Source organism: Vibrio scophthalmi (assembly GCF_040869025.1).
Taxonomy (GTDB): domain Bacteria; phylum Pseudomonadota; class Gammaproteobacteria; order Enterobacterales; family Vibrionaceae; genus Vibrio; species Vibrio scophthalmi.
Map to the genome: position 1 here is coordinate 1386762 of NZ_CP134271.1, position 16605 is coordinate 1403366.

The following is a 16605-nucleotide window of genomic DNA, read 5'->3' on the forward strand; positions in this document are numbered from 1 at the left end:
AATGTGTTTTTTGGTGTTTATCTTAAAGATAAACATTGAGAACTTTTTTTGATAACAACAACATTGTTATCAGTCAGCTTTCCAAATTGTTAAAGAGCTAGATTTCTAATGAAACCATTTCTAAAAACACTCTTGCGAATGCGCTTAAAGATGGTGGGCGATACCGGGCTCGAACCAGTGACCCCCTGCTTGTAAGGCAGGTGCTCTCCCAACTGAGCTAATCGCCCATATTAGTTTTACTTCTTATAGGAAGAAGTTTCTCAATGGTGGAGCTATGCGGGATCGAACCGCAGACCTCCTGCGTGCAAGGCAGGCGCTCTCCCAGCTGAGCTATAGCCCCATCGAGAAAATGGTGGGTCGTGCAGGATTCGAACCTGCGACCAATTGATTAAAAGTCAACTGCTCTACCAACTGAGCTAACGACCCTTAGTGGTATCCCGTAGGGGAGTCGAACCCCTGTTACCGCCGTGAAAGGGCGGTGTCCTAGGCCTCTAGACGAACGGGACACTAAGTGTTGAAACACCTTGGGGGGTGTCTCTATCTCTTAAACTTTATAAACTTATCAATCTGTGTGGACACTCATCGTGAGTAATCATCGTATAAGGAGGTGATCCAGCGCCAGGTTCCCCTAGCGCTACCTTGTTACGACTTCACCCCAGTCATGAACCACAAAGTGGTGAGCGTCCTCCCCGAAAGGTTAAACTACCCACTTCTTTTGCAGCCCACTCCCATGGTGTGACGGGCGGTGTGTACAAGGCCCGGGAACGTATTCACCGTGGCATTCTGATCCACGATTACTAGCGATTCCGACTTCATGGAGTCGAGTTGCAGACTCCAATCCGGACTACGACGCACTTTTTGGGATTCGCTCACCATCGCTGGTTGGCAGCCCTCTGTATGCGCCATTGTAGCACGTGTGTAGCCCTACTCGTAAGGGCCATGATGACTTGACGTCGTCCCCACCTTCCTCCGGTTTATCACCGGCAGTCTCCCTGGAGTTCCCGACATTACTCGCTGGCAAACAAGGATAAGGGTTGCGCTCGTTGCGGGACTTAACCCAACATTTCACAACACGAGCTGACGACAGCCATGCAGCACCTGTCTCAGAGTTCCCGAAGGCACACCTGCGTCTCCGCTGGCTTCTCTGGATGTCAAGAGTAGGTAAGGTTCTTCGCGTTGCATCGAATTAAACCACATGCTCCACCGCTTGTGCGGGCCCCCGTCAATTCATTTGAGTTTTAATCTTGCGACCGTACTCCCCAGGCGGTCTACTTAACGCGTTAGCTCCGAAAGCCACGGCTCAAGGCCACAACCTCCAAGTAGACATCGTTTACGGCGTGGACTACCAGGGTATCTAATCCTGTTTGCTCCCCACGCTTTCGCATCTGAGTGTCAGTATCTGTCCAGGGGGCCGCCTTCGCCACCGGTATTCCTTCAGATCTCTACGCATTTCACCGCTACACCTGAAATTCTACCCCCCTCTACAGTACTCTAGTCTGCCAGTTTCAAATGCAATTCCGAGGTTGAGCCCCGGGCTTTCACATCTGACTTAACAAACCACCTGCATGCGCTTTACGCCCAGTAATTCCGATTAACGCTCGCACCCTCCGTATTACCGCGGCTGCTGGCACGGAGTTAGCCGGTGCTTCTTCTGTCGCTAACGTCAAATCCATACGCTATTAACGTATGAACCTTCCTCACGACTGAAAGTGCTTTACAACCCGAAGGCCTTCTTCACACACGCGGCATGGCTGCATCAGGCTTGCGCCCATTGTGCAATATTCCCCACTGCTGCCTCCCGTAGGAGTCTGGACCGTGTCTCAGTTCCAGTGTGGCTGATCATCCTCTCAGACCAGCTAGGGATCGTCGCCTTGGTGAGCCATTACCTCACCAACTAGCTAATCCCACCTGGGCTAATCTTGACGCGAGAGGTCCGAAGATCCCCCTCTTTGGCCCGTAGGCATTATGCGGTATTAGCCATCGTTTCCAATGGTTATCCCCCACATCAAGGCATATTCCCAGGCATTACTCACCCGTCCGCCGCTCGTCAGCAAAGAAAGCAAGCTTTCTTTCTGTTACCGCTCGACTTGCATGTGTTAGGCCTGCCGCCAGCGTTCAATCTGAGCCATGATCAAACTCTTCAATTTAAGATTTTGTCGGCTCAATGAATACTGACTTCAAAACTACTAAAAGTAATCTTAAAGCTATTATCGTTCCAACAGAACGATAATGAATTGACTGTGCCAAGACTAAGTAAAACTTAATCTCGATTGGTCACTCAGTTCATTGAACCCAATTTGTTTCCGAAGAAACAGTCGTTACCTAAGTAACAACTTATTGGATTATCATCAACGAGTGCCCACACAGATTGATAGGTTTATATTGTTAAAGAGCTTTGCTTTCAGTGCCTTAGCACGTCAGCGAGGTGCGTATAATACGCTTCCCACTTTGAAAGTCAACATAAAACTCTAAGTTTTCTTAAAATTTTATGGTGACTTGCTTGAATTTCAAGCAAGTGCGAAATAAAGCCTGGCGATGTCCTACTCTCACATGGGGAGACCCCACACTACCATCGGCGCTATTGCGTTTCACTTCTGAGTTCGGCATGGAATCAGGTGGGTCCGCAACGCTATGGTCGCCAAGCAAATTCTTTCTCTCTATTTCTAGAGAATAATCTGGAAAGCTGTCTTTGAAGTTCTATTACACATTCAATCGTTCTTGCATTGAGTCCTACAAAACCCCTTGGGTGTTGTATGGTTAAGCCTCACGGGCAATTAGTACAGGTTAGCTCAACGCCTCACAGCGCTTACACACCCTGCCTATCAACGTTCTAGTCTCGAACAACCCTTTAGGGCACTTAAAGTGCCAGGGAAAACTCATCTCAAGGCTCGCTTCCCGCTTAGATGCTTTCAGCGGTTATCGATTCCGAACTTAGCTACCGGGCAATGCCATTGGCATGACAACCCGAACACCAGAGGTTCGTCCACTCCGGTCCTCTCGTACTAGGAGCAGCCCCTTTCAATTTTCCAACGCCCACGGCAGATAGGGACCGAACTGTCTCACGACGTTCTAAACCCAGCTCGCGTACCACTTTAAATGGCGAACAGCCATACCCTTGGGACCGACTTCAGCCCCAGGATGTGATGAGCCGACATCGAGGTGCCAAACACCGCCGTCGATATGAACTCTTGGGCGGTATCAGCCTGTTATCCCCGGAGTACCTTTTATCCGTTGAGCGATGGCCCTTCCATACAGAACCACCGGATCACTATGACCTACTTTCGTACCTGCTCGAACCGTCATTCTCGCAGTTAAGCGGGCTTATGCCATTGCACTAACCACACGATGTCCAACCGTGTTTAGCCCACCTTCGTGCTCCTCCGTTACTCTTTGGGAGGAGACCGCCCCAGTCAAACTACCCACCAGGCACTGTCCGTAATCCCGATAAGGGACCAACGTTAGAACATCAAGCATACAAGGGTGGTATTTCAAGATTGCCTCCACACATACTGGCGTACGTGCTTCAAAGGCTCCCACCTATCCTACACATGTAGGGTCAATGTTCAGTGCCAAGCTGTAGTAAAGGTTCACGGGGTCTTTCCGTCTAGCCGCGGGTACACTGCATCTTCACAGCGATTTCAATTTCACTGAGTCTCGGGTGGAGACAGCGTGGCCATCATTACGCCATTCGTGCAGGTCGGAACTTACCCGACAAGGAATTTCGCTACCTTAGGACCGTTATAGTTACGGCCGCCGTTTACCGGGGCTTCGATCAAGAGCTTCGACCGAAGTCTAACCCCATCAATTAACCTTCCGGCACCGGGCAGGCGTCACACCGTATACGTCATCTTACGATTTTGCACAGTGCTGTGTTTTTAATAAACAGTTGCAGCCACCTGGTATCTGCGACTCCCAATAGCTCCATCCGCAAGGGACTTCACCGTCGAGAGCGTACCTTCTCCCGAAGTTACGGTACCATTTTGCCTAGTTCCTTCACCCGAGTTCTCTCAAGCGCCTTGGTATTCTCTACCCGACCACCTGTGTCGGTTTGGGGTACGATTTCTTATAATCTGAAGCTTAGAGGCTTTTCCTGGAAGCATGGCATCAATGACTTCACTACCGTAGTAGCTCGACATCGTATCTCAGCGTTAATAGCGGTCCGGATTTACCTAAACCACCCGCCTACGTACTTGAACCTGGACAACCGTCGCCAGGCCCACCTAGCCTTCTCCGTCCCCCCATCGCAATTATAAGAAGTACGGGAATATTAACCCGTTTCCCATCGACTACGCCTTTCGGCCTCGCCTTAGGGGTCGACTTACCCTGCCCCGATTAACGTTGGACAGGAACCCTTGGTCTTCCGGCGAGGAGGTTTTTCACCCCCTTTATCGTTACTCATGTCAGCATTCGCACTTCTGATACGTCCAGCATGCCTTACAGCACACCTTCAACCGCTTACAGAACGCTCCCCTACCCAATGAAGTAAACTTCATTGCCGCAGCTTCGGTTTATTACTTAGCCCCGTTACATCTTCCGCGCAGGCCGACTCGACTAGTGAGCTATTACGCTTTCTTTAAATGATGGCTGCTTCTAAGCCAACATCCTAGCTGTCTAAGCCTTCCCACATCGTTTCCCACTTAGTAATAATTTGGGACCTTAGCTGGCGGTCTGGGTTGTTTCCCTCTCCACGACGGACGTTAGCACCCGCCGTGTGTCTCCCGGATAGTACTTACTGGTATTCGGAGTTTGCAAAGGGTTGGTAAGTCGGGATGACCCCCTAGCCTTAACAGTGCTCTACCCCCAGTAGTATTCGTCCGAGGCGCTACCTAAATAGCTTTCGGGGAGAACCAGCTATCTCCAGGTTTGATTGGCCTTTCACCCCTAGCCACAAGTCATCCGCTAATTTTTCAACATTAGTCGGTTCGGTCCTCCAATTGATGTTACTCAATCTTCAACCTGCCCATGGCTAGATCACCTGGTTTCGGGTCTAATTCTAGCAACTATACGCCCAGTTAAGACTCGGTTTCCCTACGGCTCCCCTAGATGGTTAACCTTGCTACTAAAATTAAGTCGCTGACCCATTATACAAAAGGTACGCAGTCACGGGACGCAATGCCCGCTCCTACTGCTTGTACGTACACGGTTTCAGGTTCTATTTCACTCCCCTCACAGGGGTTCTTTTCGCCTTTCCCTCACGGTACTGGTTCACTATCGGTCAGTCAGTAGTATTTAGCCTTGGAGGATGGTCCCCCCATATTCAGACAGGATAACACGTGTCCCGCCCTACTCGTTTTCACCTAATATGCGTTGCCGGTTACGGGGCTATCACCCTGTATCGCACAACTTTCCAGAAGTTTCACCTGACGCATAAAACGCTTAAGGGCTAATCCAATTTCGCTCGCCGCTACTTTCGGAATCTCGGTTGATTTCTTTTCCTCGGGGTACTTAGATGTTTCAGTTCCCCCGGTTCGCCTCATTAACCTATGTATTCAGTTAATGATACGTGCTTATGCACGTGGGTTTCCCCATTCAGAAATCCCAGACTCAAATGGTTGTTACTACCTAATCTGGGCTTATCGCAAGTTACTACGTCTTTCATCGCCTCTGACTGCCAAGGCATCCACCGTGTACGCTTAGTCACTTAACCATACAACCCGAAGGAGTTTCGTTAAACAACCAAGTTGTCTCTCTATTTTATGAGTGAGAGACGTTCGATTTTGCCGGACTCAATTTCGAATAATCATCATAAATGATGATATTGCCAAGAACACTTGAATGTGTTTTTTGGTGTTTACCTTAAAGGTAAACATTGAGAACTTTTTTTGATAACAACAATGTTGTTATCAGTCAGCTTTCCAAATTGTTAAAGAGCAATAATAGCTCGAGGTTAAAAACCTCAAAACCATCAATCTGTGTGGACACTCATCGTGAGTAATCATCGTATAAGGAGGTGATCCAGCGCCAGGTTCCCCTAGCGCTACCTTGTTACGACTTCACCCCAGTCATGAACCACAAAGTGGTGAGCGTCCTCCTCGAAAGGTTAAACTACCCACTTCTTTTGCAGCCCACTCCCATGGTGTGACGGGCGGTGTGTACAAGGCCCGGGAACGTATTCACCGTGGCATTCTGATCCACGATTACTAGCGATTCCGACTTCATGGAGTCGAGTTGCAGACTCCAATCCGGACTACGACGCACTTTTTGGGATTCGCTCACCATCGCTGGTTGGCAGCCCTCTGTATGCGCCATTGTAGCACGTGTGTAGCCCTACTCGTAAGGGCCATGATGACTTGACGTCGTCCCCACCTTCCTCCGGTTTATCACCGGCAGTCTCCCTGGAGTTCCCGACATTACTCGCTGGCAAACAAGGATAAGGGTTGCGCTCGTTGCGGGACTTAACCCAACATTTCACAACACGAGCTGACGACAGCCATGCAGCACCTGTCTCAGAGTTCCCGAAGGCACACCTGCGTCTCCGCTGGCTTCTCTGGATGTCAAGAGTAGGTAAGGTTCTTCGCGTTGCATCGAATTAAACCACATGCTCCACCGCTTGTGCGGGCCCCCGTCAATTCATTTGAGTTTTAATCTTGCGACCGTACTCCCCAGGCGGTCTACTTAACGCGTTAGCTCCGAAAGCCACGGCTCAAGGCCACAACCTCCAAGTAGACATCGTTTACGGCGTGGACTACCAGGGTATCTAATCCTGTTTGCTCCCCACGCTTTCGCATCTGAGTGTCAGTATCTGTCCAGGGGGCCGCCTTCGCCACCGGTATTCCTTCAGATCTCTACGCATTTCACCGCTACACCTGAAATTCTACCCCCCTCTACAGTACTCTAGTCTGCCAGTTTCAAATGCAATTCCGAGGTTGAGCCCCGGGCTTTCACATCTGACTTAACAAACCACCTGCATGCGCTTTACGCCCAGTAATTCCGATTAACGCTCGCACCCTCCGTATTACCGCGGCTGCTGGCACGGAGTTAGCCGGTGCTTCTTCTGTCGCTAACGTCAAATCCATACGCTATTAACGTATGAACCTTCCTCACGACTGAAAGTGCTTTACAACCCGAAGGCCTTCTTCACACACGCGGCATGGCTGCATCAGGCTTGCGCCCATTGTGCAATATTCCCCACTGCTGCCTCCCGTAGGAGTCTGGACCGTGTCTCAGTTCCAGTGTGGCTGATCATCCTCTCAGACCAGCTAGGGATCGTCGCCTTGGTGAGCCATTACCTCACCAACTAGCTAATCCCACCTGGGCTAATCTTGACGCGAGAGGTCCGAAGATCCCCCTCTTTGGCCCGTAGGCATTATGCGGTATTAGCCATCGTTTCCAATGGTTATCCCCCACATCAAGGCATATTCCCAGGCATTACTCACCCGTCCGCCGCTCGTCAGCAAAGAAAGCAAGCTTTCTTTCTGTTACCGCTCGACTTGCATGTGTTAGGCCTGCCGCCAGCGTTCAATCTGAGCCATGATCAAACTCTTCAATTTAAGATTTTGTCGGCTCAATGAATACTGACTTCAAAACTACTAAAAGTAATTTTAAAGCTATTATCGTTCCAACAGAACGATAATGAATTGACTGTGCCAAATAACCGAAGTTATTTGTATTGGTCACTCAGTTCATTGAACCCAATTTGTTTCCGAAGAAACAGTCATTGCCTAAGCAATAACTTATTGGATTATCATCAACGAGTGCCCACACAGATTGATAGGTTTATATTTTTAAAGAGCATCGCTTGAATGTGTTCTCTCAAGCGGACGGCCATTTTAGCGATTTGAAGTTTAGTGTCAACCACTTTTTTCAAACTTCTTTCAAGCAACTTGCTTGGCTAAATAACCTTGCTAACTCGGCTTTCGTTTCTTTCGAAGCCTTGCCGTGTCAGTGAGTGCGCATTATAGGGATTGTGATCAGCTTGGCAACCCCCAAAGTTAAGTTTTTTAGCCTTTTTAAACTGTTCGACTAAAAATCGAACTAAAAAGGCTAAAATAGAGAGTTTCTTTAGATATTTTTAAATTTTTCGGCAAAAACGGCCACTTTATTCCAGTTGGTGTATTCAACTTCCTTACTGGTATCCGTCTCTCCACCGGTCATTTTCATGATCAATTTAATCATTGTGCGGTCAAACAGATTGTAACGAGGATAATAGAGGGCGCCAGCAAACACACCAATAAGGCTCGGTTGCCAAACAGAGAGTCGCAGGAACTTCTTAATATAGACACTACCTTCTGGCGTATCTTTACCTTGGTCTTCTTTACGCGCAGTCAAGTTGACACAAAAAAAGGCGACCTTATGACTATCCAGTTGTTTCTGATGACGCTCGATAAATTGATAGAGCTTTTTATTGAGGTGTCCATAGCGAATCGAGGCACCAATCAACACTCGGTCATAAAGCGATAAGTCCACGGTATCAACTTGATGTAGATCGACGAGTTCACACTGATACCCCGCCAATTGCTCCTCTATATAGTGGAGAATTTTAATCGTCTGTCCTTCACGGGAAGAATAAAGAAAGAGTGCTTTTTTCAAGAGATATCCTTAACTACGCCAAAATGTCGGTGTTAGTAGTATTAATAGAGTAAAGATCTCTAGTCGACCAAACAACATAGACACCACTAAAACCCATTTCGCCTTATCATTTACATCACCAAAGTGTAGGGAGACTTCTCCTAAACCTGGGCCGAGGTTATTCAGCGTCGCTGCAACAGCAGAAAAAGCGCTAAGCTCATCCATACCGGTAGCGATCAACGCCAGCATACAAACGACAAATACGAGTGCATAAGCCGAGAAAAATCCCCATACCGCATCAACGACACGTTGTGGCAATGCACTACCGCCCACTTTAATGGTGTAAACCGCTCTAGGGTGAACCAAACGTTTTAGTTCACGCGCACCTTGTAAGGTCAGCAATAGAATGCGGATCACTTTCATGCCGCCGCCCGTCGACCCCGCACAACCCCCTATAAAGGAGGAAAAAAGCAGTAGTACTGGCAAAAACAATGGCCAGTCAGCAAATCCGGTCGTGGTAAAACCTGCAGTTGTCGAAATAGAAACCGTCTGGAATAACGCTTGGTCAAACACTTCGTAAATTGAATCTGCCGCCAAATGATTAAGCAACATCAGAAAACAAACTAAGAACAGTAGTATCTGAATAAAGACAAAAGCGCGAAATTCAGGGTCTTTCCAATAGTATTTAGGGTGCACACCACCAGAAGCAAACGCAGCAAAGTGTAGAGAGTAGTTACAAGCCGATATTAATAAGAACACGACGGTAATCATATTAATGGCGTAACTATCGAAATAGCCCATGCTTGCATCGTGGGTAGAGAAACCACCAATCGCAATGGTTGAGAAACTATGCCCAATCGCATCGAATGGCGTCATCCCGGCAAGCCAAAACGCCAAAGCACAGGCGATAGTCAGGCTTAAATAGATGTACCACAATGCTTTTGCTGTTTCGGCAATGCGTGGCGTCATTTTACTGTCTTTAACTGGGCCTGGAATTTCAGCGCGATAAAGCTGCATTCCCCCAATGCCCAGCACAGGCAGAATAGCCACAGCGAGTACGATGATCCCCATACCACCAAACCACTGTAAGAACTGGCGGTAGAACAAAATCGCTTTAGGTAAATGGTCAAGACCGACGATAACGGTCGCCCCAGTTGTTGTCAGTGCCGAAAATGATTCAAAAAAGGCGTCTGTCACTGATACGTTAGGGTTATCGGATAATAAAAAAGGTAATGAGCCGGCACTGCCGATTACGGTCCAAAATAGCACCACGATCAAAAAGCCATCTCGCGCCTTTAATTCATGCTTATGCCTTCGGTTAGGAAACCAAGAAACAAAGCCAAAAAATAGCAGCACAAAGAAAGTAGTGACAAAGGGAACCCCTGCGCCATCTCGGTAAATAAGAGCAACCAAGGCGGGAGCCAACATTGAGACACTAAAAAGGGCAAGCAATAGCCCTACGATTCGGATAATAGATCGAAATTGCATTGATTATTGACGTGTGAAGCTAGGCTTCTGAGTTCCTGTTATTTCCCGTTAATTGGGGTTATTACGGCTTTAGCGCCACTTTTATTGATTATCGCCTGGCTAAACGCCTCTAACTGGCGCACTTCAACTTCAAGGGTAAGCGTAACTTCATCACTATATTGTGCCTCAACTTCTTGCACACCGAACTGACTAAACAATGATTGTGCGACAGGCATAAAACCATAGTCTAACTGGAGCGTGATTAATGTGGTGATTTTTTTCTCGATAGTTTGAAGCAGCTTTAATGCTTGTTGAACGCCACCACCATATGCCTTAACAAGCCCACCAGTACCAAGGCGAATCCCACCATAATATCGAGTCACTACCGCAGAGATTTCTCCTACGCCCGATCCTGATAATTGCGCCAAAATAGGTTTACCCGCTGTCCCAGAAGGTTCGCCATCATCACTAAATCCCCACCTCATCGAATCGTCAGGACGACCAGCGACAAACCCCCAGCAATTATGACGTGCATCCGCATGTTTCGTTTTGATTTGTTCAACGAAGGCTTTGGCTGTTTCTATACTTGGAGTGTGGGCTAAATAGGTAATGAAATGGCTCTTTTTGATCTCTTCTTCAAAGACAACGGCCTGCGCTGGTATTAAGTAAGGCTGAGTGTTCATAATTTGCCGGAGTGTAAATCAATAGCGGCAAGTCTATCACGTGCCTTTAACAATAGAAGAGAAGGAATACACAAATCACAATGTTAATATTTTGTTTAATCTTTGTGTTGAATTAACGTTGCCTCCAGTCCACACTAAAACCACTGGTCTTACCAGAATAACTATAAATCCAATCGTAGATTGTATGTCACGGAGATAGACATGATTTACCAAGCCAATACTCTACATGTAAAGGAAGTGCAATCTGGTATCGTCGAGATCTGCTTCAACTCAAGCAACTCGGTGAACAAACTCGATCTTGCCACTTTAGAATCACTCGATGCCGCACTGGATGTCATCAAACAAACCGCGGGAATCGATGGACTGCTGCTCACGTCTAACAAAGCATCCTTTATCGTCGGTGCCGATATCACTGAATTTTTAAGTTTGTTCGCGAAACCAGAAGATGAACTCGATCAGTGGTTACAATTTGCAAATCAAATATTCAGCAAGTTAGAAGATCTCCCTTTTCCCACACTGGCGGCTTTGAAAGGTCATGTGCTTGGTGGGGGATGTGAGTGCGTACTCGCTACCGATATCCGCATTGGAGACAACACCACCAGCATTGGGTTGCCTGAAACAAAGCTAGGCATCATGCCGGGATTTGGCGGTTGTGTTCGCTTACCTAGAGTAATCGGTGCTGATAGCGCTATGGAAATAATCACCCAAGGTAAAGCTTGCCGCGCTGATGAAGCTCTTAAAGTAGGCCTTTTGGATGCGATTGTTGATAGCGAACAACTGCACGAGTCAGCACTCACTACGCTCAAACAAGCGATCAATGAAAAAATTGATTGGCAAGCACGACGTCGACAAAAAACATCTGCGCTGACGTTGAGTAAGCTAGAAGCCATGATGAGCTTTACCACTGCAAAAGGTCTTGTCGCACAAAAAGCGGGGCCTCACTACCCCGCTCCCATGACTGCCGTGACCGCGATAGAAGGAGGAGCTCGCGCGGAACGCAATGACGCGCTCGATATAGAGCGTAAGCACTTCGTTAAACTCGCAAAGTCAGAAGAAGCCAAAGCCCTAGTTGGCCTATTTCTCAATGATCAATATATTAAGAGCTTGGCAAAACAGTCTGCCAAAGTTGCTAACAAAGAAACACAACGCGCTGCCGTGCTGGGTGCTGGTATTATGGGTGGAGGTATTGCTTATCAATCTGCCTTAAAAGGGGTTCCCGTCTTAATGAAAGACATCGCCCAATCTTCACTTGATCTCGGCATGAGCGAAGCTTCTAAGCTGCTGAATAAACGATTATCCCGCGGTCGTATTGATGGTTTCAAGATGGCAGGTATTCTTGCGTCAATTACTCCCTCTCTCCATTACGCAAGTATTGATGACGCAGATATCGTTGTGGAGGCGGTAGTCGAGAACCCTAAAATCAAAGCCGCGGTATTGAGTGAAGTTGAACAGTATGTCAGTGACGATAGTGTCATCACCTCAAATACGTCGACCATTCCCATCAATCTATTAGCAAAATCACTACAACGCCCAGATAAATTCTGTGGCATGCACTTTTTCAACCCTGTTCATCGAATGCCTTTGGTGGAAATCATCCGCGGTGAACACACCTCAGAAGAAACCATCAACCGTGTCGTAGCTTACGCGGCAAAAATGGGTAAATCTCCGATTGTCGTTAATGATTGCCCAGGCTTCTTCGTCAATCGAGTCCTCTTCCCTTACTTCGCTGGCTTTAGCTTATTGCTACGTGACGGAGCGGACTTTACCCACATTGATAAAATCATGGAGCGTCAATTCGGTTGGCCGATGGGCCCTGCTTATCTACTGGATGTCGTTGGGATCGATACCGCCCACCATGCCCAAGCGGTAATGGCGCAGGGTTTCCCTGAACGTATGGCGAAACAAGATAATGACGCGATTGATGCATTATTTTCAGCCAATCGTTACGGGCAAAAAAATGGCCATGGATTCTATCAATACAGTGTTGATAGAAGAGGAAGACCTAACAAAGCCTTCTCTGAGGAGATTATTCCAATATTGGCCGACATGTGTGCAAGCCAACAAAATTTTGAACAAGACATCATTATTCAACGCATGATGATTCCGATGATCAACGAGGTCGTGTTGTGCCTTGAACAAGGCATCATCGCCTCACCTCAAGAAGCCGATATGGCATTAGTGTATGGCTTAGGTTTCCCACCATTTAGGGGCGGTGTATTCCGTTACTTAGACACACTGGGTATCGACACGTTCATAGAGCAAGCGAAACAACATCAACACCTTGGTGCTATGTATCAGGTGCCACAGCTGCTAGTCAACATGGCAGCTAAAGGTGAGCGTTTTTATGACAGCCAACAACAAGGTTCGATTTAGGGAGGATTCGAAATGACTATACAGACAAGAAACGTCGTCGTTGTTGACTGCTTACGCACACCAATGGGTCGTTCAAAAGGCGGCGCTTATCGCCATGTTCGTGCAGAAGATCTGTCCGCGCACTTAATGAAAGGATTGCTGAAACGTAATCCGACCGTAAATCCACATCAAATCGAAGATATTTACTGGGGGTGTGTACAGCAAACACTAGAGCAAGGTTTCAATATTGCACGTAACGCCGCTCTATTGGCCGGTTTACCGATAGAAATTGGCGCGGTCACCGTCAATCGTTTATGTGGTTCATCGATGCAAGCATTACACGACGCTAGCCGCGCCATTATGACAGGTGATGCCGACATATGTTTAGTCGGAGGTGTTGAACACATGGGCCATGTCCCAATGAATCATGGGGTCGATTTTCATCCTGGCATGTCAAAAACCGTGGCAAAAGCGGCAGGAATGATGGGCTTAACAGCAGAGATGCTGGGCAAGCTGCATGGTATAAGCCGCGATCAGCAAGATGAATTTGCCGCCCGCTCACACGCTCGAGCTTATGCAGCAACGATTGAAGGCCGTTTTAATAATGAAATTCTAGCCACTGAAGGTCATGCTGAAGATGGTAGCTTGTTTAGCTTAGAATTTGATGAAGTGATCCGGCCAGAAACCTCAGTAGAAGGATTAGCAAAGCTTCGCCCGGTGTTTGATCCTGTCAATGGTACCGTCACCGCTGGCACCTCCTCAGCACTATCAGATGGAGCTTCGGCTATGCTGATCATGAGTGAAGAAAAAGCCAAAGAGCTCGATTTACCCATTCGCGCTCGAGTGAAATCGATGGCTATCGCTGGCTGTGATCCTTCCATCATGGGCTATGGGCCAGTACCCGCAACCCAAAAAGCCCTTAAGCGAGCGGGGTTAACCATTGCAGATATCGATGTGGTTGAACTTAACGAAGCCTTTGCTGCACAAGCACTACCTGTTGCCAAAGATCTTGGTTTGCTCGATGTCATGGATCAGAAGATCAACTTGAATGGCGGCGCGATCGCATTGGGTCACCCACTTGGCTGTTCCGGCACAAGGATCTCAACCACTTTGATCAATTTGATGGAAGCGAAGGAAGCGAAATATGGGCTTGCTACTATGTGCATTGGCTTAGGCCAAGGTATTGCTACTATTTTTGAGCGCCCGTAACAGCAACAACACCAGCAATAGAACAATAGCTCACTCGGCTATTGTTCTATGTTGACTGCAACCAATCACGATAAAGTTGCTCACTTGAACCTAAATAATCCACCATCCACGCAATCATGCGGTGATTATCATCCTTGCGCCACACCATACAACATTGGCTCAATGGGTTCTGTTCAGCCAATTCTCGTTCCACCAGCATCCCTTCTTTAATCAAAGCCTGAGCGATATGGCGTGGCATAAAGCCAACACCGACCCCATTTCTTAAACACTCTATTGCACTATGCCAATTCGGTAATAGTAAGCGACGTTGCTGAGCGTAATGGACATTGTGCCGTTTCGGTAAAACATTAGACGTATCATCTAAACAAATTGAGGGAAATTGACTGACGAAGCTTTCCTCTAAATTCTCTGCGGTAGCACAAGGATGCAAAGGCGACATCACAAAGGCCCACTCAAGTCGGCCCATATCTCGAACTTCAAAATCACCACCAACAGGGACGGCTGAAGTAGCACCAATGACAATATCGGCACGACCTTGGGAGATTGCTTCCCAAGAGCCGTTATACACTTCCATATTGATCTGCAGTTCTGCATGTTGAAAGGTCTGATAAAAGTCTTCAATCAAAGGCTTCATCTTATCCAGCTTAACGACATTATCGAGTGTAAGACGCAGTGTTTTTTGCCAGCCATGAGCTGCGCGACGAGTTTGCGCTGTCAGTTCCTCCATCTGTCTCAACATGCTGCGTGCTTCGACAATAAACAATTCCCCAGCAGTGGTTAATTCCACTTTACGTGGTAAGCGGCGAAACAGCACTACACCGAGATCTCGCTCAATCTGACGCACACCATAGCTGATCGCCGAAGGCACTTTATGAAGCGCTTCAGCTGCGGCGGTAAAACTGCCTAAACGCGCGACGGTGTCGAGCATTTCTAATGACGACTTTGAAAACATACTTCTATACCAACAAACCGAAATAATCCATCACCTAGCCTAGCCCGAGCCTAGTTAGCTTTCAAATTTTTTGATTGATAACCGCAATTTTTAACGTTTCTAATTCAATAGAATCAAAAATAGAATAATAACCCTTATTAAAACGACACTAGCAAGGTCGTTAATCAATCAATTTTTTTGAATATAATTATGACAGTATCCAAACTACAACTTTTTTACCTTGCTGCACTATCCATGTTGGGCTTTGTTGCGACCGATATGTATCTTCCAGCATTCAAAGCGATGGAAGTCGACTTTGCGACCGGTCCAGAGCAAATTGCACTATCGTTAACCATTTTCTTGGTTGGCATGGCAAGTGGTCAGTTACTGTGGGGCTTAGCGTCCGATAAATATGGCCACCGTAATACACTATTCGCCGGTATGATTGTCTTTACTCTCGCATCACTCGGTTTAGCGTTTAGTGAGCAAGTATGGCAGTTACTGAGCCTGCGCTTTGTTCAAGCGATTGGTGTGTGTGCCCCTGCGGTTATTTGGCAAGCAATGGTCATCAAACGCTATGAAGCGAGTACTAGCCAACAAGTCTTTGCCACCATTATGCCTTTGGTCGCACTTTCGCCAGCTTTAGCACCTCAGCTAGGGGTACTGCTGGCTGACAACTTTGGTTGGCACTCGATTTTTGTCTGCCTAACCTTGATCGGTGTATTACTGGCAGCGGCAACACTGATGCAGCCAAAAGAACACGTTGAAGTGAAACAAACCTCGATTAAAGGTGACATTAAAGCGCTACTGAGCTCAAAGACCTATCTTGGTAACGTAATGATGTTTGCTACTGCTTCTGCTGCTTTCTTTGCTTACCTAACCGGTATGCCAGAAATCATGGCAAAGCTGGGCTACGAAGCAAAAGATATTGGTCTTAGCTTCATTCCACAAACCATCGCGTTTATGGTCGGTGGTTACTTCGGTAAGCGTGCCGTTGCGAAATACGGTGATGAAAAGATTCTTCGTCAATTGATTGCGCTGTTCAGTGCTTCAGCCATTATGATTTTTGTTGCTTCACAGTGGCAGCTAAGCTCTATCTGGCCAATCCTAGCGCCGTTCTGTTTAATCGCGGTGGCAAACGGTGCTATGTACCCAATCGTAGTAAGCCGCGCTCTAGGCAGTGCAAAACAGAGCCCAGCAACCGCAGCGGGTTTGCAGAATAGCTTACAGATCTGTGTAAGCAGTCTAGCGAGTGCGCTTGTTGCATCAATGGCAAGCCAAGCGCTCGTGGTGACGGGTATTGCAATCGTGATTTGTATGGGTGGCATGTGGATTGGATATGTCGTTTCTAACCGTGAACTTGCCAACCATTTCACCGCACCAGACAACTCTCGTGTTGTCAGTGACGAAAAATAATCTGCACGGTATAATCCATACAAATAAAAAAGCCGCTCA

The 16605-nt window shown here is 47.4% G+C and carries 7 protein-coding genes, 4 tRNA genes and 4 rRNA genes; 3 read left to right on the top strand and 12 right to left on the bottom strand.

Going from position 1 to position 16605, the window contains the following annotated elements; translation table 11 throughout:
• Positions 1–151 precede the first annotated feature (151 nt).
• The 11 genes from RJD38_RS06310 to RJD38_RS06360 all read right to left on the bottom strand — a co-directional run bounded on the left by RJD38_RS06310 (position 152) and on the right by RJD38_RS06360 (position 10658).
• A tRNA-Val gene (locus tag RJD38_RS06310) sits at positions 152–227 on the bottom strand.
• A 37-nt stretch (positions 228–264) separates the two neighbouring features.
• Positions 265–340, bottom strand: a tRNA-Ala gene (locus tag RJD38_RS06315).
• A gap of 10 nt (positions 341–350) precedes the next feature.
• Positions 351–426: transfer RNA gene (locus tag RJD38_RS06320), tRNA-Lys, on the bottom strand.
• A gap of 4 nt (positions 427–430) precedes the next feature.
• Positions 431–506: transfer RNA gene (locus RJD38_RS06325), tRNA-Glu, on the bottom strand.
• Positions 507–600: 94 nt separating this feature from the next.
• Positions 601–2147 (bottom strand): 16S ribosomal RNA (locus tag RJD38_RS06330).
• A 380-nt stretch (positions 2148–2527) separates the two neighbouring features.
• Positions 2528–2643, bottom strand: a 5S ribosomal RNA gene (gene rrf, locus RJD38_RS06335).
• A gap of 110 nt (positions 2644–2753) precedes the next feature.
• Positions 2754–5647 (bottom strand): 23S ribosomal RNA (locus tag RJD38_RS06340).
• Between the two features lie 296 nt (positions 5648–5943).
• Positions 5944–7490 (bottom strand): 16S ribosomal RNA (locus tag RJD38_RS06345).
• The 16S, 23S and 5S rRNA genes sit together here with 4 tRNA genes alongside, the layout of an rRNA operon.
• Positions 7491–8001: 511 nt before the next feature.
• A complete protein-coding gene (gene hemG, locus RJD38_RS06350; protein WP_065429588.1) occupies positions 8002–8529 on the bottom strand; it encodes a menaquinone-dependent protoporphyrinogen IX dehydrogenase in 528 nt (175 codons plus the stop codon).
• A gap of 9 nt (positions 8530–8538) precedes the next feature.
• A complete protein-coding gene (locus tag RJD38_RS06355; protein WP_005597235.1) occupies positions 8539–9996 on the bottom strand; it encodes a TrkH family potassium uptake protein in 1458 nt (485 codons plus the stop codon).
• Positions 9997–10034: 38 nt separating this feature from the next.
• Positions 10035–10658 carry a YigZ family protein gene (locus RJD38_RS06360; protein ID WP_005597237.1) on the bottom strand — a complete coding sequence of 208 codons (624 nt, stop codon included), beginning with the start codon at positions 10656–10658 and terminating at the stop codon, positions 10035–10037.
• 201 nt (positions 10659–10859) lie between these two features.
• On the opposite strand from RJD38_RS06360, the gene fadB reads away from it, so the two are divergent.
• Both fadB and fadA read left to right on the top strand, forming a co-directional pair.
• On the top strand, positions 10860–13031 hold the full coding sequence (gene fadB, locus RJD38_RS06365; RefSeq protein ID WP_065545899.1) for a fatty acid oxidation complex subunit alpha FadB: 2172 nt from the start codon (positions 10860–10862) through the stop codon (positions 13029–13031).
• A 12-nt stretch (positions 13032–13043) separates the two neighbouring features.
• Entirely contained in the window at positions 13044–14219 is a 1176-nt protein-coding gene (gene fadA, locus RJD38_RS06370; RefSeq protein WP_005597239.1) for an acetyl-CoA C-acyltransferase FadA, read from the top strand.
• Between the two features lie 46 nt (positions 14220–14265).
• Here fadA and punR read toward each other — a convergent pair whose 3' ends face one another.
• Positions 14266–15171, bottom strand: coding sequence for a DNA-binding transcriptional activator PunR (punR, locus tag RJD38_RS06375; protein WP_065545898.1), 906 nt, complete (start codon positions 15169–15171; stop codon positions 14266–14268).
• 189 nt (positions 15172–15360) lie between these two features.
• Between punR and punC the strand changes: the two genes are divergently transcribed.
• Complete coding sequence (punC, locus tag RJD38_RS06380; protein ID WP_065429593.1) at positions 15361–16566, top strand: purine nucleoside transporter PunC; 1206 nt, start codon at positions 15361–15363, stop codon at positions 16564–16566.
• The last annotated feature ends 39 nt before the right edge of the window (positions 16567–16605 follow it).

Coding starts and splice junctions, on each gene's coding strand:
- RJD38_RS06355 (WP_005597235.1), bottom strand. CDS start 9,996: ATGCAATTTCGATCTATTATCCGAATCGTAGGGCTATTGCTTGCCCTT.
- RJD38_RS06360 (WP_005597237.1), bottom strand. CDS start 10,658: ATGAACACTCAGCCTTACTTAATACCAGCGCAGGCCGTTGTCTTTGAA.
- fadB (WP_065545899.1), top strand. CDS start 10,860: ATGATTTACCAAGCCAATACTCTACATGTAAAGGAAGTGCAATCTGGT.
- fadA (WP_005597239.1), top strand. CDS start 13,044: ATGACTATACAGACAAGAAACGTCGTCGTTGTTGACTGCTTACGCACA.
- punR (WP_065545898.1), bottom strand. CDS start 15,171: ATGTTTTCAAAGTCGTCATTAGAAATGCTCGACACCGTCGCGCGTTTA.
- punC (WP_065429593.1), top strand. CDS start 15,361: ATGACAGTATCCAAACTACAACTTTTTTACCTTGCTGCACTATCCATG.